The sequence below is a fragment of the Blautia sp. AF32-4BH genome (genome assembly GCF_003460565.1).
Classification (GTDB): domain Bacteria; phylum Bacillota; class Clostridia; order Lachnospirales; family Lachnospiraceae; genus Fusicatenibacter; species Fusicatenibacter saccharivorans.
The window spans coordinates 113,521-135,396 of sequence record NZ_QTVL01000001.1 but is presented as its reverse complement, the minus strand read 5'-3'; the positions used below and the strand labels follow the sequence as shown (position 1 = coordinate 135,396).

The following is a 21,876-nucleotide window of genomic DNA, read 5'->3' as shown; positions in this document are numbered from 1 at the left end:
TTCCTATCCTCAAACCGGGAAACTCCCGTCTTTCTTTTTTCCAATATTTGCCGATACTGCCAGATTCTGCCGGCAGCCAAACCTTGTTTAGTATAGCCTATTTTCGGACGCTTTACAAGGCTCATTTCTGCAAAAATTCTGACTTTTATACAGCAATCCTGTCTGCAATAAACAATTTGTCATTTTCACTCCCCTGATGTATAACAGAAATATCCAAACGGTTACGCTATCTTTCAAAAGGGAGGGAAATCTTATGAAACTCCGGCTAAGCCCGTGGATCTGCGCCACGGCTTCGCCGGAGTTTTTTACACTCTTCTGGTTTACGGAATCAGACGGTGAATGTCTCTTGGAAACAGGGATGCGTTCCGCACATTTTCAAATCCGAGAAGCCGTGCCGTAAACCGCTCCAGCCCAAGACCGAGGCCGCCGTGCGGGGGCATGCCGCAGCGGTGCATCATTAGATAGCTCTCAAACGCTTCAACATGCATGCCGCGGCTTTCGAGCTTTTCCACCTGCTCCCGGTAATTGTGGATGCGCTGGCCGCCGGTCGTCACTTCAAGGCCGCGGAACAGAAGGTCAAAGCTTTCCGTCTCTGCCGGATTTTCTCTGCTGTCCATCGCGTAGAACGGGCGCTTGGCGCTTGGATAATGTGTCACAAATACGAAGTCACTGCCTGTCGTTTTCTTCACGTATTCGCACAGCAGTTTTTCCTCCTCCGGTTCAAAGTCCAGTTTCTCCGAAAAGGCTCTTTTGTATACGCGGCTCACCAGCTCTTTCGCCTCGGAAAAACGGATTCTCGGAATCTCCGTGATCACCGGCACCTCTGCTTTTAAAAGCGAAAGCTCCGCTCCGCATGTCTCCTGCAGCCGTCCAAATGTGTACCGCAGCATTTCCTGCTCCATCGCCATGATGTCCTCAAAATTCTCGATATAGCCCATCTCAAAGTCCACGCTTGTATATTCGTTCAGATGACGCGCCGTGTCGTGCTTCTCCGCCCGGAAGACCGGTGCGATCTCGTAGACACGCTCGAAGACGCCGACCATCATCTGCTTGTAAAACTGCGGGCTCTGCGCCAGATATGCCTCTTCGCCGAAATACGACAGGGAGAAGATATTAGCTCCGCCCTCGGCTCCCGCTGCTACGAGCTTCGGTGTGTGGATTTCGGTGAAGTGCTGTCCATCCAGAAATTCGCGGAACGCCTGACAGATCCTGGCCTGAATCTGGAAAACCGCGCGCTCTTTTTCATTTCGCAGCGTGATAGGCCGGTAGTCCAGCAGGTTCTCGATGGAAGTGTTGACCCGCTTCTGGTTGATGACAACCGGCGGTACTTCTTCCGGCTCGGAGAGGATTTCCACGTCTAACAGATGCAGGTCATACCCGCTTCTGGAACGCTCTTCACGGATCACCTCCGCGGTAAACCGGACACACGCCTCTTCTTTTAATTCCTCCAATGCAAACCGGGCATACGCCGGCTCGTACACGCACTGTACCATCTGCCGTTTCGTCCGAAGCAGCACAAATGCAAATGAGCTCATTTTTCGGATTTTGTAAATGCTTCCATGCAGCCGCACGATTTCGCCGATGTGTGCTCCTAACTGCTCTGCTTCGAGTTCCTCTGTTTTTCTTACTTTTACGGTATTCATTTCTGTCTTCATAGTCTTTTCTGCCTTTCTGTTCTGATTTTTCTTTATCGCCGCAAAATCAGCAGAAAATCCATATGGACATAATCTGTATGTCCCATACGATCACAACCCTTCTCTGATGTAAATTTCAAGTCATTCCCGCATGGATAAAAAATGGCAAAGAAAAACCACACGGGGTATTTCTTTTTCTCCCGGTGTGGTTTCCCTTTGCCTTATCTTCCACACAGGTACAACACAATCAGCGCCTGTACCTGTGAAGTATAGTAGTCTTCACTTTGATACAAGCGCTATCAATCGTCGTCCCTGTGCATCTGTACGCTGTGCATCTCGTTCATCGTTGATAACCTCTGTTTCGTAGTTTTGTTGTATTATAATTCTGCGTTCCGGTTTTGTCAACCCTTATTTTCCGTAATCGATGATCACCACTTCCGCTTTCGTCCCGATCCGCATCGGCGGTCCCCAGAGACCCACGCCGGATGTGACGATGCTGTACATGTCTCCGACTTTCTTCATCCCGCAGGCATTCTCCCACATCAGGCCGGTAAGGATATTGCCTGGGAAGAGCTGTCCGTCGTGCGTATGGCCGCCAAGATCAAGGTCTGCGCCTGCCTCTGCCAGCTCGGTCAGCTCCGACGGCTGGTGGTCAATCACAAAAACTGGAAGCGACTGGTCCAGTCCGGTAAGCAGTTCGGACGGCGTGTCGCGTGTCTCCTGCGTTTTGCGGATCCGGTCGGGATCTTTTCGGCCCGCCAGATAAAAGGCATCATCGATACAGACCACATCATCCTCCAGCAGATGAATCTTCGCGCGGTCCAGAAACTCACCGAACCGGCGGTCGGCGATGCGCTCCTCCTTCGTCTCAAACGTAAAGCCCGCGAGAATCTTCTCATCGAGATCGTGGTTGCCGTAGCAGGCGTACGTGCCGTACCGGCTCTTTAAGCCCGCCAGAAGATCCGCCACGCGGTCCGGCTCATAGATGGCATCGTACTCATTATCAAAAATATCCCCGGCAATCACAACGACATCCGGCTCCTCAGCATTAATTTTTTCCACCATCTCTTCCATCTGATGACTGCCGATGCTGTACCCCAGATGAAGATCTGCGACGAGAGCAATTTTCAGATGTGCATCCTTTTTCGATGGAACCTCATATCGTGTCGTGTAAATATGGACTGCATGCACCATTCCGTAGATGCACATTCCCGTCACAAAAAGGATCGCGCCAAGGCCGACCGCTTTCAATCCCATCGGAGAATACAGCCAAGTTTTCGTCAGTGCCGTATGCGCAAAAATGAAGCGCAGCAGCACCAGAATCGCGGTGAAGCCAAGAAAATACAGATACATGCCAAGCCAGCAGTTGCTGATGACCTTTAAAATCCGGTGAACGGGATCTCTTTTGATCAGAAAGCTCGTCAGCAGGGAAAGTGCAAAAAATGCATACAGCACCAAAATGACACCCAGCACGGCCGGATGGCGGAACAAAGGATGCACCTCCTTCATCCACCGCAGCAGCCAGTAGGCGGTAAATACATTTGCCAGTATGTAGACCGGCGCAAGAAATATTGCAAGCATACGTATGTTTCCTCTCTTTTTCGATTCAAATACAGGGCAGGAAAAAGCGTGCCGAACGAAACGTTTCCGGCACGCTTTTTTGCCAGGCATTCATCAGAGTTTTTTCTCTATGATATCAAACAGCTCACGTCTCCGCTTCCGCCAACGCCAGCCATTTGCAAGTTTGTTGTAGAAATAGAACGAATCCACAAGCACCATGTTCAGGCGGCCGATCCGGTCTTTCGTCGTTCCGTTGTAATGTTCGCCGCCGCATTCGATCTGCGGGCACGTTTTTACGTAGGCGATCAGATCATCCTCACTTCTGATAGTATCCGGCAGCTCGGTATACGCTTTTCCGATGCAGTCCAGCCGGTGCGCATCGCTTCCGCCAAAGCCGGGCTTATTGAATTTCTCCGCCAGCCGTTTCGCTTTTGCGTTCGTCTCCGCGCTCTCACACGCATTGAAAATTTCAACAAAATCGAACTGCGGGAGAAGCTGGGCAATCCGCTGCTGATACTTTTTCTTCCGTTCATTCGTGCTGATCATGCTCATAAATTTTTCGCCGTACGGATGCGCCGGTCCTAAAATTCCGCCGTACGCATGGACGATCTTGACAAGGATCGATCCCGGCAGACCGCGCAGCTCCAGAATTTTTAATTTTACGCCGAACGGCATAATCACAAGAATGTGGCCGCAGTCGCACGTATCGTACTCAACACCTTTTAATACCACAAAATCCTGGTGTGCTCTTCCCTTGATGGCATTCTTCCACTCGCGGTATCCGTCATAGGAATCGTGGTCGGATACCAACATTCCTCCAAATCCTTTTCGTTTCAGTGTTCGGATGTACTCCTCAATCATGACTTTTCCATCCATCGAACCCTCTTTTGTGTGGCAGTGCATATCAAATTTCATGCAAAACGCCTCCTTTTATCTTCCATGTTCGAAAACCATTTCGTTTTTCCTATTTTTCTGGAATCGTTTCGGATGGTTCCGCCGCGTTTTTGGCGCGGCAGAATCGATAGTTTGTACCATCTAACTTTATTTTACCACTTTTTCCACAAAAGAAAAAGAAATTTCTTCTGAAGATCTGGTAAATTTTCCTTAAGGAATGGAGTTTTTAGACAATTCCTGTTCTTTGTCCCTGTTTTTACCGTGTTCTTTTTGCTATGATAAAAACAGCTTATTTTACTTGATCGGAGGAACACATTATGAATTCACAGGACATCACCCGCGCACTGATCGACACAACAGTTGCACGCGCGATGGTGGAGATGGACGCAGATCCGAAACGCAGCGTCCGCAAGCTCTGCGATCTTGGCCGCCAATTTTCCCGCGGCCGCTTTCAGAATCAGATTTTTGCCATTTTTCAGGATCTTCTGCGCAACGATGAAAGCCCGTATTATCAGGCGATCGACTTTCTGCTGCGCAGCAACGATCCGGAAGCGCTTCGTCAGTTCGGCATCAACATCGGCTACAACAGTTTTACCTACGGTGCGCAGATTCTGCGCCAGAAGCAGAAAGAACTTTCCTTTGCTGTTCCCTGGGTTGTCAAGCTCCGTCTCGACAGCCGCATCCCGGACACTTATGATTCCTCGTTTTTTGCATCCGTGGTCAGAACCGGTCTGACATACGGCATCTACTCTTATCAGCTCCGCTCCATGGATCATCATGAGGATATGGAATCCTACCTTGCCGTCATCCAGTCGCATCCGGAATGCGCGTTTCTCTGGTTTCTTTCCGATACGCCGCTTACCGAAAAACAGCAGAAACTGCTTTTATCCTGCCCGAACCTGATGGTTTCTCTTCCAATTGATGCCCCCTCAACGGCTTCCATGGCAAAAGCCCTGCGCCGTCAGAAAACGCTGTTCGGTATGCACAAAGTCTATCAGGATGCAGATGCTACCGCTTATCTGCTCTCTTTTGACCACCTGTATTCCCAGATGGAACAGAGTGTCTTTTTCTTTCTGGTCGCAGATGATTCGTGCTCAAAAGAAAGTATCCGGGCTGTTTCCGATGTTGTTCAACAGTACCGCTTCACCCCCATACAGCCATTCTTCCCGATTGAAGTGCAGGAAGACTCCCGCAAAATTGAGCAGATTATCACCACCAATCCGGCGTATCTGCTGCTTCTGCCGGATCGCATGGCCCGCACACTCGATACGCCCACCGTTTCCTTTAAAGAGTTGTCTCTTCGGAATATATTTTACCGTGAACTGCTCGCAGATGCATAAAAGTACAGCCAAAGCGGAATTTTATTTCTTTGGTTCCGCTTTGGCTGCTATTTTTTCTGATGATCTGCATATCACTTCTTTCAGTTCTTCGACAAACGTTTCCGGTTCCAGCTCGCTTTCCATGGAAAACCAGCGCAGAACCGCGGTCAGGAAGGCATCACAGAAGAACGTTACAAACAGTTTCTGATTCTGCACCTGAAAGAGATCCTGTACAAAAAACGCCATGACCGGCTCGAGCATCTCGTAAAAGTAATCCCTAAAACTGTTCTGCCCTTCGATCCTCAGGGCACTCTGGTAAAATGCTTTATTCTGATAGAAAATATTGCAGACCGCCACCAGCACATCCCATTCATTCTCAAAGTTCTTTCCGCCCATGTTTGTCAGAAAGTCCACATAAAAGATCCAGTTTACCAGATCGTATTTATCTTTAAAATGATAATAAAAGCTTTTCCGGTTCAGACCGCATTCCTCGCAGAGATCTGAAATACTGATTTTCGCAAAAGACTTGCATACCATCAATTTTTTCATCGCATCTGCAAGCGCACTCTTTGTACTGTTGGAATCCGCCATCTCTTCTCTCCCTCTCTTTTCGACCGTTTGTGCTATTATTCTACACCATCTTTTTCCTTTATGCAAGAAAAGCGTACCAGGAAAAGGCTGTATTTCCTTTTTCTGGCACGCTTTTTGCAATCATGCTTCTTCCGTTTTTCCATCTGCCTCCAGTGTGAACCAGAATGCCACACCGTTGTCGTAATTCTGGCAGCCGCACTGCTGCTGGAAGGAATCCATAATGGCTTTTACGATGGAAAGGCCGATGCCGCTTCCGCCGTATTCCCTTGTTCTCGCTTTGTCCACCTTGAAGAATTTCACCCATACCTTGTCGAGATCCTCCTCCGGGATCGGGTCCCCGGTATTGAAAACGGTTGTCTTTACGACATTCCCTTCTTTTTTGCAGGTGATCTCAATCGTGTGGTCGTAGTCCAGATGGTTGAGGGCATTCGTTAGATAGTTAGTGATAACCTCCTCGACTTTGAATTCATCGCCCCAGACATAGAGCGGGTCGCCGCCGGTAAAGAGCACTTTTGCCTCTTTCTGGCGGATCAGGATGTCGGAGGACTGCAGCACGCCTTTGATCACGGCGTTCAGATCGAACCGTTCCATATTGACCTGATCCTCACCGAACTCGAGTTGGTTCAGGTTCAGGAGTTTTTTGACCATCTCGTTCATCTTTGCCGCCTCGTCGATGATGACATCACAGTAGAACTCGCGGCTTTCCTCATCGTCGTTGATGTTGTCTTTCAGGCCTTCCGCATAACCCTGAATCAGAGCGATCGGGGTTTTCAGCTCATGTGTGACATTTGAGAGGAACTCGCGGCGCATTTCATCAATCTGCGTTTTTTTGTCAATATCTTTCTGCAGCTCAACGTTCGCACTTTTCAGCTCGGAAATCGCCTGCTCAAGCTGTTCGGACATGACATTGAAGTTGTTTCCAAGCTCGCCGATCTCGTCTTTTCCGCCGCTCACGTAGCGGGCATCGAAGTCAAGGGCTGCCATTTTTTTCGAAATTTCGGTCAGCTCCTGCACCGGACGGACGATCTGGCGGGTGATGATCCAGATCACAATGGCACCGATGATGATGATCGGAATGCCGATAAAGAGGTAAAACTGGTTGGAAAGGCCGACCGCATCCGTGATGCTCTCCAGCGGGCATCTTGCAAAGTAGCAATTTCCATTGTCAAACCAGCCGATGATCTGCAGATACTCGGCATCGGCGTGGCTGTCGTAGAATTTCTGGATCTGATAGTTGTCTTTGCTGTCAACGACTTTGGTATTTGCCTGCTCGTTTCCGCTGATCAGGCCGAAGATCAGGGTCTGGAGGCTCTGGCGGTCGGTTGCGTTGGAATAGACGAAGCTACTGAGCTCCGGTCCGGTAATAATGACTTTCAGGTTGTTGGTAGCGCAGAACTGCTCGAAGGTATCAGGGATATTGTCGCTGTCTCCGCCTGTCGCATTCAGTTTCTGAAAGCTCTCTGCCAGAATGTGTTCTTTATCCCGGATATAAAAGGACCCGAGAAAGAAGTAATTGATCAGGCCGATGATAAGCAGGGTAGCTGCCATGGTCGCAATAAAAGTGTAGGCAATTCGTTTTTTGACGGAGTGTTTTCTTCCCTTTTGTGGCATTTTCAAATGAAACCGGTGCTTTTTCTCCGTCTGATTTCCCATTGTCACACGGGAATCTTCTGCAGACATCTCCATGGAAGTCTCATTTTGTTTTTCTGTCCCGTTCATGATTCGTCCGCCTCGAATTTATAGCCCATGCCCCAGATGGTCTTGATTAAATCGCCTTTGTCGCCCATTTTGCTGCGAAGTTTTTTGACGTGGGTGTCGATGGTGCGGGCGTCGCCGTAGTAGTCGTAGTTCCAGACGTTGTTCAGGATTTTTTCTCTGGAGAGGGCGATTCCCTGGTTTTCGAGGAAGTAGGTGAGGAGTTCGAATTCTTTATAGCTTAACTCCATTGGTTTTCCGTCGATGGATGCCATGTGGGCGGCTTTGTCGATGCGGATGCCGCCGGCTTCTAATACGTCGTCTTCGCCGGTTTTGCCGCTGCGGCGCAGGATGGCTTCGACGCGGGCGACGAGGATTTTCGGGGAGAATGGTTTTGAGATGTATTCGTCTACGCCGAGCTCAAAGCCGAGGAGTTCATCGCGTTCTTCGCTTTTGGCGGTGAGCATGATGATCGGGACTTTGGAGTTCTGGCGGATTTCGCGGCAGACCTGCCAGCCGTCCATTTTGGGCATCATGACGTCGAGGATGATGAGGGCGATGTCTTTCTGGGCGTAGAAGGTGTCTACAGCCTGTTCGCCGTCACCGGCTTCGATGACGTCGTATCCGGCTTTTACTAAGAAATCTTTGACGAGTTTGCGCATGCGGCTTTCGTCGTCTACTACTAGGATTTTTAATTTTTCCATGAGTTTTGTCTCCTTTATATGACGGACGGAAAACGCCCGGCTGCCCGCCCGCTCGTGCTTTTTCCTGATCTCGTTGCGTTTTTATGTTTGATATTTTTACCATTTTACTTTAACATGGGTTTATGTTTTTTCTGTGAAATGGGGTGAGTTTATTTTAACATATAGGAAGGGAGTTGGAAACTTCTATTTTTTGTATTGACTAAATTTGGGTATGAAAAAAGATCTCCTGGGGTTGGCAGGAGATCTTTTTTCATACGGGTTATTCTTCTTCGTCGAGATAGTATCTACCGTAGGCGTCGGCTGCTTTAATGGCGGCGAAGACGGTCTCCGGGGTTACTTCGAATGGCATGTTGTGGAGGGTGTCGGTCTCTGCGCATGCGGTTTTGGCTACTTCCATGAGCTGGTCGTCGGTTACGTTTCCGGCACCGAGTTCAGCCAAGGTGACTGGGAGACCGACTTCGATGCACCATAAGATGATGTCTTCGAGTTCATCGAGCGGTACGTTTTCCAGGACGAGCTGAGTCAGGGTTCCGAAGGCTACTTTTTCACCGTGGTACATGTGATGGCATTCCTCGAGTACGGTGAAGCCGTTGTGGATGGCGTGGGCTCCTGCGAGGCCTGCGCTTTCAAAACCGATTCCGGAAAGGAGGGTGTTGGCCTCGATGACTTTCTCGACTGCCGGGGTGCATACGCCGGCTTCAAGAGCGATTTTGGCTTTTACGCCTTCTTCCATCAGAGTGTCAAAGCAGAGTTTCGCGAGTGCCATCGCTGCCTCGGTTGTTTTTCCACCGGCGCAGGAAGTAGCTCCGCTTCTCTGGCAGGCTCTTGCTTCAAAATAGGTGGCAAGTGCATCACCCATTCCGGCTACGGTCAGGCGGACTGGAGATTTTACGATGATGTCAGTGTCCATCAGAACCAGGTTCGGGTTTGCCGGAAGGAAGAGGTATCTCTCGAATACACCCTCTTCTGTGTATACAACAGACAGTGCGCTGCACGGTGCATCGGTCGATGCAATGGTCGGGCAGATGAATACTGGTGTTTCTGCGTAGTAGGCAACTGCTTTTGCGGTATCAAAAATTTTGCCTCCGCCGACACCGATAACCAGATCACAGCCTTTTTCTTTCACGATAGCAACCAGACGGTTGATCTCACTCTCACAGCACTCGCCGTTGAAATAATCAAAAACAACGTCGCAGTCGCTTCCCGCAAAGCTTTCTTCGATCATTGCTCCGATTCGTCTGTAGCCTCCCTGGCTGATCAGAACCAGTGCTTTCTTTCCGCATTTTGCCGCATATGTTCCGATGTTTTTCATTTCCCCTGCGCCCTGTAAATATTTAGAAGGGCTAATTAAAATTTTTGCCATTTCTCTTACGCTCCTTTTTTGTTTTTTGAACGTCAGCCTCCGCTTCTGGCGTTTTCTGCGAAAAATGAGTTTACCGCAGAACTTGTCTTTATTATAATAACTGCGCTGTAAAATTGCAAGAATATTTCCATTCAAAATGAACCCCGGAAGTTCACATATTTCCCCGGGATTTTTCGGTTTATTCTGCCTGATCGTAAATGATTTTACAACGCAGCAGTCCTGTGCGTCGTTTGGGTAGGTATACGGTGCAAACAGATAGACAACTGTCGGGGCATCGTAAAAAGCATTCTGGATTGTGCTGTCATCAGCGATACTGTCGGCTTCGAGAATTTTGTCCAGTTCTTCCTTTTTGATCTGCTCCGGCTGGTAAAACGGGTGGAATGTCTGGCTTTGATTAAAGTAACCGCCCCTCTGATACGTTTTCACATAAATTGGCTAAGGGTTGGCTGTGTTGACGATCGCATCGGCATGAACTTTTGTGATGTCGTTTCGGATGATTTTAAATGGCATGGGGATCACCTTCTTTCGTGGGATTTATAGCTGTTTTAATTTATAAGTTGCAAACAGCGTATAATGGTATATTTACCATCCACTCCTGCTCTTTATACTTCAATGTTGAAAATCGAACTGCTTCTTCCGGCTGGAACTTTTCGCAATATGTTTTAAGACTATGGGATCGAATGTTCTGTTCCGCCTTTACTTCAATCGGCACAATACTCTTTGCCTTCTGAATCAGAAAATCCTGCTCGAAAGTTGCTTTTTCATTTCCATAATAATATGGCGTATAAGGGGTATCTGAAATCAACTGCTGCAGAACGTACTGTTCTGTAAGCGCGCCTTTAAATTCAACAAAAATATCGTTACCCTCCAATATGGATTCTGCTGGCAGTTCACTCATTGCTCCGAGCAGTCCTACATCCAGTACGAATAATTTATATGCATTCATATTTTTATACGCCTTCAGCGGCATATGAGGCTCATTTACCCGGTTGACTTTATATACTAATCCACAATCCAGAAGCCACTGAATTGCTATTTCAAATTCGCTGCTTCTGGCTCCTTTCTTTATCTGTCCAAAGAAAAATTTTTTATTCTCCTTCGCCAGCTGCATCGGAATAGAATCCCATACCATTCGTATTCTTGGGAGAACTTTTGCTTTAATATGCTTTCCAAAATCACCCTCATACTGCCGTACAATATCACTCTGTATCTGTCGTACTTCTGCATAATCTTTATTCAAGCGAAATGCATCTACAACTGCTGGCATGCCGCCTGTATAATAATAATTTTTCAGCCAGAACAAATATTTATCCGCAAAATTGTCAATTAAATTGTAATCCTTTGTTTCCAATGCACTTTCCAGCCCTTCTTCGTCCATAGCGCACAGGAATTCTCTAAAATTGAATGGATATAAATCCAGTAAATCTACTTTTCCCACCGGATAGGATATTCCCTCATGAAGCGCCACGCCAAGAAGTGAACCTGCTGCTATTACATGATATTCCGGTGCTTCTTCGCAAAAATATTTCAAAGATTCCAACGCTTTCGGTGCATTTTGAATTTCATCCAGAACAATCAATGTATTCTCTGGGGTGATCGTTACGCCTGATTCAATATTGAGGTTCATAATAATACGTTTTATATCGAAATCCGTATCGAAAACCGCCTGCATTCTCTGATTATTGTAAAAAGAAATGTAGGCGGTTTTTTCATAATATGTCTTACCAAATTCTTTCATTAACCACGTTTTACCAACCTGCCGGGCTCCCATTAAAATCAGTGGTTTTCTGTTACTTTTTTTCTTCCAGTCTAATAGTTTATCCATTGCAAATCGACGCATGCTGATCTTCCTCCATTTCTCTTTTTTATTATTTCACATTTTTCCCGTGTTATTCTTACCCTAATTTAACATTTTTCCCGACCTAATTCAATATAAAATTAACATTTTTCCCGACTTCACCGGAACAGAATCTGCTGTGAAACCTTCTCTTAAGACAAACATAATCTCTCCACGGAAAAATACGACGGCCAGCCACCGTCGTATTTTTCGTTATCAAATATTTTTATTTTTCTTCTCTGATCAGTCTGAGTCCGTCTTTTTCCAGCAGATACTCCTTCCCGCACACCTCTCCGATATACTTTCTGTCATGCGAAATGCTGATGATGGCGCCTGGAAATTCGCGGAGCATTTTTCTTATGACCGGTCCCGATAAGGGTGAAAAGTTTCGGGTTGGTTCATCCAGAATCAGCACATTGGCATTGCCAAGGCTCATTTTCAGAAGCAATACTTTTGCCTTCTGGCCGCCGGACAGTTCGCGGATGGGGTGATCCATCTCGTCTGCCGTGTACTTCAGCGATCCGAGATACGTCCGAATCTTCGTCCTCTCACTCTTCTCCCCGGTGGAATCCAGAAAATCGACCGGCGTCATGGAAAGATCCAGCTGATCCTCATAATTCTGCGGCATATAATCTACGCGGAGATCCTCCCGTTCTTTCAGCTCTGCCGCAATCTTTTTCAGCAGTGTCGTTTTACCTGCCCCGTTCGGGCCGACAATGCATATTTTTTCCGGTCCTCTTATCTTTAAGGTGATATTTTCCGCCAGAACCCGCTCTCCATCCGGCGTTTCCAGTTTCGGAAGCTGATATTCGATGACCGTTTTCCCGGCCGGCATGGCTGCCTCTGCTCCTCCAAGCTGGAAGTAAATCGCTTCCTCCTGCTCCGGCATTTCTGTCATGCGGGCATCTTCTTTTTCAAATCTGCGGTTCATCGCCTTTACGGTATGCATTTTGTCCTTCAGATTTTTCGCCACGGACGGTGCCTGACGGGAACAGTTGCTCAAGGCGTTCTGCACGCTCTGGTATACCTTTCGGTATTTCTCATCGCGCAGCGCTTTCTCTCTCCTGTCACTCTGCGCCTTCTGTTCCTGGCGCTCGAAATTCTGCAGGCGCTCCTCTACATACGTCCGATAGGGAAGTTTCGCAACCGTGTATCTCGATTTTGTCTTCCGCACAATCTGTTCAATATGAATGACCATATTTGCCGTGTTTTCAATCAGCGTTTCATCGTGCGAAATGAAAACAACAATATGCTCCCATTCGCGGATCAGTTTCTCCAGAAGTTCCAGTGTCGCAAGATCAATATCATTTGACGGCTCATCCAGCAGAAGGACTGTGACATCCTCCATGAGAAGACGCATCATCTGCGCTTTCACCTTCTCGCCGCCGGAGAGCTCACTCATCTGCTGATCCCGGTAGAAAAACTCTTCCGTCAGACCAAATTTTCTTGCCAGCACCGCCAGATCCTTCGGTGTCTGATCCCAGAACTTTTCTTTTTCATAGAAATACTCATACACCGTCTTCGTTTTCTCCGCCTCCGGAAGTTCCTGCGGCAGATACCCAAGCCGCTCCTTTCCGATGATGCGCTCGCCTGTGGATTCGATGTAATCTTCCGTCAGTGCGGGATCGTACATCCACTTCAGCAGCGTCGATTTTCCGTTTCCCTCCTCTCCAATGATAACGGCCTTATCACCGTCATTCAGTACAAGCTGAAAATCTTCGAGAATCACCCGCAGATCTTTTTTATGTGTTAGTGTTAATTTTTTTATCTGCATCATACAGAAGCCCCCTTTGCTCCGGCAGCCTCTTTTCTGCTTTTTTACGCAAAACGAGCCTGTCCTGCGTACGCAAAACAGACCCGCAAAAAAATATCCCTGTTCTATTCTCATAAAAAGGGAAATGATTCAGCGATTCTCGTCTTTAAGCGTACACGAAAAACAGGCCTGTTTTCCAGGCTGTCCATTCTTTGTGTTTTTCTTAAAGTCGATTATCGCAGAAACATTTCCTCACCTTTACACCAATGGTGCTCTTTCTTTTTATTTTCCGTTCCCTATTATAGGACAACTTACAGATAAATGCAATCCGTTTTTTTACAAATTGAGAAGTTCCTCTGCCAGCGCCTGTGCATGCTCCAGATACCAGCCGTCTTCGTCCTCTTCTGCTTCCACAAACTCGATATACTCATTCAGCGTGGCCAGCTTCACATCCAGATTGAACTGTTCGCGTGAAATCTTTGTCTTTAACGCTTCATACATCCGATCCAGAAACAGCTCTTTCTGTGCATCGTTCATGTAGAACGGGAAAGTACTCCGTGTCTCGGTCGCATGTGCCAGGAATCTTGCAATGTCCAGACAATACGGCATCATTCCACCAAATCCCCAGTCAATCATGACAACATTTTCGCCGTCATAGATCACATTCCACTGCAGGAAATCACCGTTTGACATCGTACATGGACAAGTCAGCTGGCGGTCCAGGAACATCTGATACGCTTTCCGCAGAATTGGATCATCCGCTACGGACGATGCTCGGCGCAGAACGCGTTTCCAGTATTCGACAAATCTCTGCTCCACTTCATTTTCCGGCGCTTTGTCCATCGACGGTGTCCAGAAATACGACTGAATTTTACTTAAGGTTTCTGCCGCTTTTTCTGTTGTCTCGTCCGTCATATCCCGCATGTCGTTTCCTTCTACATACTTCATGCAGATCCAGTCCGCATCCTCTGCCTGCCGCATGCCGACATACTGCGGTACGTGAAACTCTCCTTTTGACAGATACTGCGCATAAATCTGCGCTTCTTTGCTGCCGGTTTTCTTCAGTGTATATTTTCCTGCATCTGTCTCGATCACATACACATCGTACTCCCGCACTTCATCTTCCGCCTCGCCCCACTGCTCGCAGATGCGGGAAACTGCTTTTACCGGTTCTCCGATGATTTCAAATGCCATTGTTTTGATTTCATCTGAATCTACTGATTTCTGAAAATTTCCTAACTCCATCTCTTTTGTCAAATCCTTCTCTTTTTCACATTATTCTACTACTATATCACATCTGTGACACTTTTGTCATTCTATCTTTCTGGCTTTTAAAAGCTTTGGAAAGTTTTTTCACAAAAAAGCAGGCGCACCAGACATTGCCGTCTGATGCGCCCGTATCTGTCAATTTTATGATCCAATCGAGTATTCCATCGATGCCACGCTTAAGATAACGGTTGCGCTTTCATCCCCTTCCGTAAAAGCCGTCAGCTGCAGAACCGTATCCTGCTCCCCCTGCCACTGATAAATCTGATTTCCGAGTCCAGTTGCAATTCCTCCGCCGTATAAAGAATTCAGTTCGTCTACTTCTTTCTGAATCCATGTATTGGCATCCTGTTCGATGTCAAAAGTAAAGGAAACCTGACTCAGCTGACCGTCCGAAAATTCCAGATCCATGTTAGATTCTGCATTTTCCAGGGAAAATTTTTCTTTGCTCTCGTATGTCTTTGTGCTGCTCTCATCACCCTGTCCCAGATCTTTTTCATCAAACTTCAGGAAGCTCTGTTTGAAAAGCTGTTCCGAATCCGTTCCCCATTCAAAATCCGCATACTGGAAAACCTGCTCCTCTGTACAGAGTTCCTTTAAATCCAGATCTCTGCTCTGTGATCCTCCTGCAGATGCGCAGCCCGCCAGCAAAAACAAAGGTAATAAAAAGATTGTCTGTCTTATCTTCATAAACTTCCCCTCTTCTGTTTCCTGATTTTTTAATTAATACTGAATATTCTATTGTTTCTTTATTTTTTCTGTAAATTTATGGTATCATACTTTATTCTGCTGCGCAATACTTTTATCATGTTTCTATTTGCATCAAAGGAATGGCCGCCTCATGATATGCATAGAAAAAGACCGGTAACCCGATCTTTTTCCATACACCTTTTATCCAATTACACTCGTGCCAAATGGCATAAACGAAAGCCTTGCCATCTTGAAAAACTGCCGTCCAAACGGAATTCCAACAATCGTAATACACCAGATGCATCCTGCAAAAATCCATGCAAGTCCGCCGAACATGCCTCCAAATATAAACCACAGAATATTTCCCAAAGTTCTCATATCCGCATCTCCCCTGACGCCATTCCAGACACCACCAGCTATCCATTATTTTGTGAACAGTTTGCCGCATCGATCGCCAGCACCAGTAATAATGCCGGAATTTCATTGCTCGGATTATCATATTCGATGACATACGTGTCACCCCAGCTCAGAAGTTTTTTATGTACGTGGACGACTGCACTGCAGGCTTCATATACATCGTAATCCCATCCCATGAAGTCACCTTCTGCACGCCATCCCATGAAATCTACATCGTATTTGGGGCGGAACAGTGCAAAACGTTTTTCGATATGTCCCATTAACTGCCCGTTCCATTCAATTTCAAAAGTCGGAAGAAAGCAAAATAATTTCTGTTTGATAAACCCAATTTCATTATGCGCCGCATCGTACACATGCAGACGGTGTCCCAGCGAGATAAATTCATTTTTCACAAAATACTTTTGGTTCCCCTGCTCGTCATAGATATCATACGTGTCTGACCAGGAAAATACACGTTGTTTGATTAGTAACTGCATATCTGCTCCCCTTTTCATTTTTCTATCCGACAATCAACTTTTTTATGGAAAATTTTTCCTTTTCCCCTTAATTTTCGACCGCGATTTTGACCCCATTTTTTTCGGTCTGAAACGGTCTATAGCAAAACCTCCATATATCGCAGCACCTTGGGCTTCACACGAAGCTGATCTGCGTACTGCATCAGTCTGTGAATGTTCTTATCCTTGGATGCTGCATAGCGTTTCATAGCTTCTCCGACAATCTGTATATCACTGCCGCTGCCGCGCAGGATGTCACACAGCGTCCGTTCCAAATTGTAAACACGAATTGGATTGCCGGATGGGGATTTCATTTCAATTCTGCCAAGTTCATAGTTCTCCGGCACAACGCGCTTGACAATTAGATTTTCCCGTTTCAAGGATAAAGCATTGTAGCCTTTGGGAAAGGTCATCGTATATTTTGCCGGGGTACGATCCGAATAGCCCCGCAGATACAAAGCAGTATCGTGCGAATAAATTCCGCGCCCATACTTTCGCTGTAAAAGGTAGAAATCATCCTCCCATACGTCGCTCCACACATACAGGCCACGCCCGAAGCGGTATATCTCGCCGCTCTTGACAAACTTCTGTAAAACGCTGCGGTGCAGTCCGGCTTCTGTTACTTGCGCTGCGGTAATCGTACCGTCCTCTGACGCTTCTCGCAGTTCTTTGATTTTCTCCTTAACATTCATGTTTCTCACCCCTCTTTGACAATCACACATTATATTATATTGAAATAATGTGTGATTGTCAACTGTAAAGCGACGAACACACATTAAATTACGTAAAAATAATGTGTGATTGTCAGATACCAGGGAATTTCTAACATGTACTTAAGTAAAAAACAAAGAACGGCATAGCCGTTAAGCTATATCGTTCCTTGTTTCCATATTTTTTAAATTACCACCGCATTACTGGCGTTTTTTCTGCGGACGGTTTCTTCCAGCACACCGAAAAATCCTGCCACCAGCGCCATTAAAATGCCGGTCAAGGTCGCATCTCCTGTTTCTATGCTTCCGGCTTTGGTGATAGTCGTACATTTTTCATTGTCATTCACAATGTTTCCAGTTCTTACGATTAGGACCGTAGTTCTTATGAAGCGGTTATGGCATAATCAATATATAGAAGCAAATGCAATTGATAAGTTACGGAATATATTGGGCTACAATGCGAAAGGTATCATGACGCATTATTCGGATGATAATGTGTTTTAAAGCCTGTATAAATCGGCACATGCATAGAACATAATGAAACAGCCTCACCCCTGAAAGTCCCGGTAGTGAGGCTGTATTCTTTTCCTTAATCTTTTTCTGTTAATTTCACCCGTTCTCCATTTGTCAGTTCTGATGTGCTTACGACCATCGGTTCGTCTACTTCTGATAAAAGTACCACGAAATCTGAATTTCTATTTGGAAAACATGTCACAGCTTTTTCTTCCAGAATATTTTCATACCCCCAGGCTCCCTTCTGACGCTTAATATAATAGACACACGTTTTTCCAAAGTCTCCTTCATGAATCGCCTGCCGTGTGATCACTTTTGGAAAAACATCTTCAGAAGTGATTTCGATTTTTCCCTCAACGTTTTCACCAATCGAATGTTTTTCATACAGATCTACCGTAAGCTCATACAAATCATCCTTTCGAATGACAGAACACACTTTTCCAACCAGAAGATCTCTGCCCTCCTGCAGCAAAGATTCCGGAACGTTATCATACACGCTGATATAGCCAATTGCCTGATCAGCTGCGCTTACTTCCAAATCAACTGGAAATTCATACTCAATGCTGCCTTCCTGTGCCTCCTCTGTCCAGACGGAAGGAAGCGTTTTGTTCTCTTCTTTGACCGACCAAAACGTTGCGGCAGTTAAAAACAGAAACCACAGAGCGATTAACCCTATACTTATTTTTTTGAACTTCATCGTACTTTCTTCCCCTCTACGCTTTCACACCGGACATACTGATTCCCTGTATCAAATAGTCCTGTCCCATTAAGAATATCAATAAAACTGGTACTGCGTAAAAAACGGACGCTGCATAAAAGATATCCGGCTGTTCCTCTAAAATCTGGCAAAGATACACGGATAACGGCTGCTGATATGGCTCTCTCAAAAAAATGACCGCCTGGTCTACAATATTCCAATTGTCAATAAAAATCAAGATTAATGCAGCAGCAATGGCTGAACTCAAATTAGGCTTTACAATGGAACGATAAATTCTGTATTCGCTGGCTCCGTCCAGTCTGGCTGCTTCTAACGTTTCCTGCGGAAAATCCTGTATCTGCTGACGAATCAGAAATACCCCCAATGGCTGAAACATTGCCGGAAGAATAATTGCCAAGGACGAATTTTGAATGCCCAGCCAATTCGCCACTAAATAATTTGGCACTAAAGTCAGCTGCAGCGGCATAAGCATGACAATCATGTAAAGATAGAACAAAATCTCCTTGTATTTCCACCTGCATTGCCAAAAGCCGTATGCGGCAAGCGGTGCAAGCAAAAGCTGTCCAATCAAAACCGGAATAGTAATAATCAGGGAATTCCACATCATCCGCAAATACAAAGGTCTCTTAAAGAGCAATATAAGATACTCTTCTGGAACTTGTACCGACTTTCCAGCCACAAACAACAACGGAATGACTGCCAAAATGACAGCTCCCATGCAGATCAGCTTTTCGAAAAAATTCGAATATCTCTTTTTCATAAAATCACCCACAAAAGATCTTTACAAATAATCCAGATTCTTCCTCTGGACCCGATAAATGATGCCCAGAAAAATTCCCAGTATGAGAAACATACACCATGCTGCAGCAGACAGTTTCTGCATATTAAGTGACAAAAACTGGTTATTCATATAGTGCTGCAGCATATAAACATACGGTGATGGATAGGCCCCATACAGCATATAGATCTCTTTAAAAACCTTAAAAGAATTCACGATCGACATCAACAGCACAACTAACGTCGTTGGTTTTAATAAGATCCATGTAATATATTGGAATTCCTGCCGCCCTGTAGCTCCATCCAGCTGGCACTGCTCATGATAGATCTGCGGAATCCAGTTTATCCCGGACCAGAAAAGGACAATCGAAAAACTGATATTTTTCCATAGATACATCAGGATAATAATCAAAATGGCCCATCTAGAATTCTCAATATCGAACATGTTTTTTCCAAAAAGCTGTAAAAACCCATCCAGAAAACCATTTCTCTCAAACAGATATTTCCAGAAAGCAATCACCGTTCCAGATGGAACGATTAATGGGATCAGGAGCAGGATAAGAAGAATTCGACCTCTCCTCTGCTTTTTCAAAACCAGTACCAGAAGCAAAGCAATCGCCATTCCCAGCGGTATTGCAATCCCGCAAAAAATTCCGGTATTACGGAGTGCTGAAAGGAATAACTCATTTTCGAATAACAGTTTAAAGTTTTTAAGACCCACCCATTCCTTGTTCATCATGTTGTCAATCACTGCAAAATACAAGGACAGAAGAAACGGCACGATGTAAAAAGCCATGATCCCGATAAAACTTGGAAGGATAAAACACATATAAATAAAATTTCGTTTTTTCATTTCATATACCTGATTCCATGGATTAAGGACAGCTTCTACTCATTAACATAAAGCTCTGCTCTTTGCTGAAAAAGCTTCGCACATTCCTCTGGGGTGATTTTCTGCTCCATACATTCGTTTCGAATTTCAGTCAAAATACTGTCTAACTGTAAATCCCGAAAAGCTTTTGCAGAAACTTTTTCATTGTATGCTTCCCATTTTTCTGCTGTGTCGTCATCATTTTCCAATTGATACGCAACAAGCTGCCGTGTGTTTTCTTTGTTCAGTATACTGCCATAGGTAAAGAAATTTCTGTAGTAAGAATCACTGTTTGCATCTTCGAACTCAAATTGTTTCTGACCAATGCAGAATTTGATAAATTCCCATGCAAGCGCTTTATCTTTGCAGCCTGAACTCATGGAAAAGTCCTCACCAATTCTCCAGAAAGGAATTTTTCCATCCGTTGATTTCAACAGGATCGGTTTTGTTGCCGTATCGGTTTCTTCAAACATTCCGCTCGGAGAACCTTCGAGTAAATTTGTAAATGTATTCAGCAGGACACTCTTTCCGGAAAAGCTTTTAATATCCGTGAATTCATGGGTCGCATAGGATGGTTGATATTGATACAGTTCCTGCATTTTTCTCAGAAAATCCACATAATTTTCTGAATCAAAATTTACTTCTTCCTTCTTCAAATAAGCTCTGTCCTCTGTCATCGGCAGAAACACGTAAATATTGTTTTGTACATCAATCGTAAAATCATCATCTGCAATTGGCTTGGCCTGCTGATATAACTCATATAAATCATTGATATCCATTTCGTCCGGAACTTCATAATTCAGTTCATCCGTTATGTTTCTATTCAACCGAAGCATAACATAATAAAAACCTTCCGGAATTTGATACAGTTTTCCATCGACTTCTGCTGCTCGCAGGATATTATCGTAATAATCATCTCTGTTAAAATTAGGATCTGCATCAATATACTGATTTAAGTCCTCGAAATAGCCGCTGCCTTTCGTCTTAATTTCCGATGGTAAATACGTTGCATCATAAATATCCGCCCGTTGATCCGATGCAAGTTCTGTAAGCAAGGTATTTAAGCCTTCATTATACTGTTCATCCGTAACATCATTGTCAAAAACAACCTTTGTTTCAATTTTTACGCCTGGATGCTCCTTCATAAATAAATCAATCATATGCTGGGTCTGCGGCTCAATAAATAAGGTTCCATATGTAAGCGTTCCTTCCAAATCAGCTCCCTCTTCATAGACAGAAATATCATTTCTCACATCTTTTTCATCTTGGGACCCACTTTGTGTGCTTCCACAGGCGCCAATCGCTGCTGCACATAGCATTCCAATTACCACGCAGGATACCTTTTTACCATATTTTCCGAGTTTTTTCATAGGCACTTTTCCTTTCAATTTTTCTCACCGCTTATATTTCTATATTTTATTATATACCCTCCGTTTCATTTGACAATATGCTTATTTTTACTATATTTTCAGAATTATTTTTATTAGTTTTGCACATAAAAATGCCCTGACACTTTTTCCTTTTTGAAAAATAGCATCCGGGCATATCTCCTAATATTATCAAATCACTTTATTTCACTCTCTGATAATTTTATCTTCTAAACTCTTTTCCTTCTTTCTCCTGTATCATCCCTAACATTTTTTCAAAAGACTGTTCAAATCCCTCAGTATCCGCCTTTTTTTCGCTTCTTTGTCCTTCTGACACGATGATGCGGGTATTTTTTCACTTCGTTGTTTAAATAACGCTCCATGAGCATCTAATCGATATTCTTATTCGTGTACCATTTACCAGAATGATGAATCGCATAAGAACCTCTTCCCAACGCTATCGCCGTCACACCATAATCCTGCGATACGACAATATCGCCTTTATGACAGACACGGATCAGTTCATAATCCACAGCATCTGCTCCATCACCAACCACGACTATTTCGCTATAATCCGATATCAAATATCAAATCATGATTGGTATCGCACAACAGTGTTACCGGAACACAATGCTCTTTTGCAATTTTCTCAACCGTCTCAATTACCGGACAGGCATCTGCATCGACCAATTTTTGCATTCTT

Annotated in this window: 20 protein-coding genes and 1 pseudogene; 1 reads left to right on the top strand and 20 read right to left on the bottom strand. The window is 45.2% G+C overall.

The genetic code is table 11. The features are described 5' to 3' along the window. Positions 1–320 precede the first annotated feature (320 nt). The 3 genes from aspS to DWZ44_RS00665 all read right to left on the bottom strand — a co-directional run bounded on the left by aspS (position 321) and on the right by DWZ44_RS00665 (position 4,109). The gene (gene aspS, locus DWZ44_RS00675; RefSeq protein ID WP_330411317.1) at positions 321–1,655 is read right to left on the bottom strand and encodes an aspartate--tRNA(Asn) ligase; all 1,335 of its coding nucleotides are present in this window, start codon (positions 1,653–1,655) and stop codon (positions 321–323) included. A 387-nt stretch (positions 1,656–2,042) separates the two neighbouring features. Then, positions 2,043–3,215: a metallophosphoesterase gene (locus tag DWZ44_RS00670; protein WP_022463295.1), complete on the bottom strand. Its 1,173-nt coding sequence runs from the start codon at positions 3,213–3,215 to the stop codon at positions 2,043–2,045. A gap of 93 nt (positions 3,216–3,308) precedes the next feature. Beyond that, positions 3,309–4,109, bottom strand: a complete 801-nt coding sequence (locus DWZ44_RS00665; RefSeq protein ID WP_055218178.1) for a PHP-associated domain-containing protein — start codon at positions 4,107–4,109, stop codon at positions 3,309–3,311. A gap of 296 nt (positions 4,110–4,405) precedes the next feature. Between DWZ44_RS00665 and DWZ44_RS00660 the strand changes: the two genes are divergently transcribed. Beyond that, positions 4,406–5,428, top strand: a complete 1,023-nt coding sequence (locus tag DWZ44_RS00660; RefSeq protein ID WP_117804032.1) for a hypothetical protein — start codon at positions 4,406–4,408, stop codon at positions 5,426–5,428. A 21-nt stretch (positions 5,429–5,449) separates the two neighbouring features. Here the strand turns inward: DWZ44_RS00660 and DWZ44_RS00655 are convergent, their stop codons facing one another. The 17 genes and pseudogenes from DWZ44_RS00655 to DWZ44_RS19420 all read right to left on the bottom strand — a co-directional run. Beyond that, the gene (locus tag DWZ44_RS00655) at positions 5,450–5,998 is read right to left on the bottom strand and encodes a TetR/AcrR family transcriptional regulator C-terminal domain-containing protein (protein ID WP_117804031.1); all 549 of its coding nucleotides are present in this window, start codon (positions 5,996–5,998) and stop codon (positions 5,450–5,452) included. 120 nt (positions 5,999–6,118) lie between these two features. Beyond that, positions 6,119–7,717, bottom strand: coding sequence for a sensor histidine kinase (locus DWZ44_RS00650; RefSeq protein WP_243002014.1), 1,599 nt, complete (start codon positions 7,715–7,717; stop codon positions 6,119–6,121). Then, on the bottom strand, positions 7,714–8,397 hold the full coding sequence (locus DWZ44_RS00645) for a response regulator transcription factor (RefSeq protein ID WP_117804030.1): 684 nt from the start codon (positions 8,395–8,397) through the stop codon (positions 7,714–7,716). The genes DWZ44_RS00650 and DWZ44_RS00645 overlap by 4 nt, the downstream gene beginning before the upstream one ends. Before the next feature lie 259 nt (positions 8,398–8,656). Then, on the bottom strand, positions 8,657–9,760 hold the full coding sequence (locus tag DWZ44_RS00640) for a glycerol dehydrogenase (protein ID WP_055218377.1): 1,104 nt from the start codon (positions 9,758–9,760) through the stop codon (positions 8,657–8,659). 550 nt (positions 9,761–10,310) lie between these two features. Continuing rightward, positions 10,311–11,600: an ATP-binding protein gene (locus DWZ44_RS00630; protein WP_022463302.1), complete on the bottom strand. Its 1,290-nt coding sequence runs from the start codon at positions 11,598–11,600 to the stop codon at positions 10,311–10,313. 223 nt (positions 11,601–11,823) lie between these two features. Further along, positions 11,824–13,374 carry an ATP-binding cassette domain-containing protein gene (locus DWZ44_RS00625; RefSeq protein WP_117804029.1) on the bottom strand — a complete coding sequence of 517 codons (1,551 nt, stop codon included), beginning with the start codon at positions 13,372–13,374 and terminating at the stop codon, positions 11,824–11,826. A gap of 312 nt (positions 13,375–13,686) precedes the next feature. Further along, complete coding sequence (locus DWZ44_RS00620; protein ID WP_117804028.1) at positions 13,687–14,607, bottom strand: aminoglycoside phosphotransferase family protein; 921 nt, start codon at positions 14,605–14,607, stop codon at positions 13,687–13,689. A 153-nt stretch (positions 14,608–14,760) separates the two neighbouring features. Beyond that, positions 14,761–15,306: a hypothetical protein gene (locus tag DWZ44_RS00615; RefSeq protein WP_117509083.1), complete on the bottom strand. Its 546-nt coding sequence runs from the start codon at positions 15,304–15,306 to the stop codon at positions 14,761–14,763. A gap of 201 nt (positions 15,307–15,507) precedes the next feature. Beyond that, entirely contained in the window at positions 15,508–15,684 is a 177-nt protein-coding gene (locus DWZ44_RS00610) for a YccF domain-containing protein (RefSeq protein ID WP_082424435.1), read from the bottom strand. Positions 15,685–15,722: 38 nt separating this feature from the next. Beyond that, positions 15,723–16,199, bottom strand: coding sequence for an LURP-one-related/scramblase family protein (locus DWZ44_RS00605; protein WP_022463307.1), 477 nt, complete (start codon positions 16,197–16,199; stop codon positions 15,723–15,725). A 116-nt stretch (positions 16,200–16,315) separates the two neighbouring features. Continuing rightward, positions 16,316–16,909: a type IV toxin-antitoxin system AbiEi family antitoxin domain-containing protein gene (locus DWZ44_RS00600; protein ID WP_117804027.1), complete on the bottom strand. Its 594-nt coding sequence runs from the start codon at positions 16,907–16,909 to the stop codon at positions 16,316–16,318. A gap of 203 nt (positions 16,910–17,112) precedes the next feature. Further along, a complete protein-coding gene (locus tag DWZ44_RS18105; RefSeq protein WP_158565807.1) occupies positions 17,113–17,274 on the bottom strand; it encodes a hypothetical protein in 162 nt (53 codons plus the stop codon). A gap of 242 nt (positions 17,275–17,516) precedes the next feature. Then, positions 17,517–18,137 (bottom strand): hypothetical protein, encoded by a 621-nt coding sequence (locus DWZ44_RS00595; RefSeq protein WP_022463309.1) that lies wholly within the window; start codon positions 18,135–18,137, stop codon positions 17,517–17,519. Positions 18,138–18,153: 16 nt separating this feature from the next. Further along, on the bottom strand, positions 18,154–18,918 hold the full coding sequence (locus tag DWZ44_RS00590) for a carbohydrate ABC transporter permease (RefSeq protein WP_147326093.1): 765 nt from the start codon (positions 18,916–18,918) through the stop codon (positions 18,154–18,156). A gap of 21 nt (positions 18,919–18,939) precedes the next feature. Continuing rightward, positions 18,940–19,788, bottom strand: a complete 849-nt coding sequence (locus DWZ44_RS00585) for a carbohydrate ABC transporter permease (RefSeq protein WP_055266562.1) — start codon at positions 19,786–19,788, stop codon at positions 18,940–18,942. A gap of 35 nt (positions 19,789–19,823) precedes the next feature. Next, positions 19,824–21,176 carry an ABC transporter substrate-binding protein gene (locus tag DWZ44_RS00580; protein WP_117804026.1) on the bottom strand — a complete coding sequence of 451 codons (1,353 nt, stop codon included), beginning with the start codon at positions 21,174–21,176 and terminating at the stop codon, positions 19,824–19,826. Positions 21,177–21,565: 389 nt separating this feature from the next. Further along, positions 21,566–21,872 (bottom strand): annotated as a pseudogene (locus tag DWZ44_RS19420) (DUF188 domain-containing protein); the annotation flags it as partial. Between the last annotated feature and the right edge of the window lie 4 nt (positions 21,873–21,876).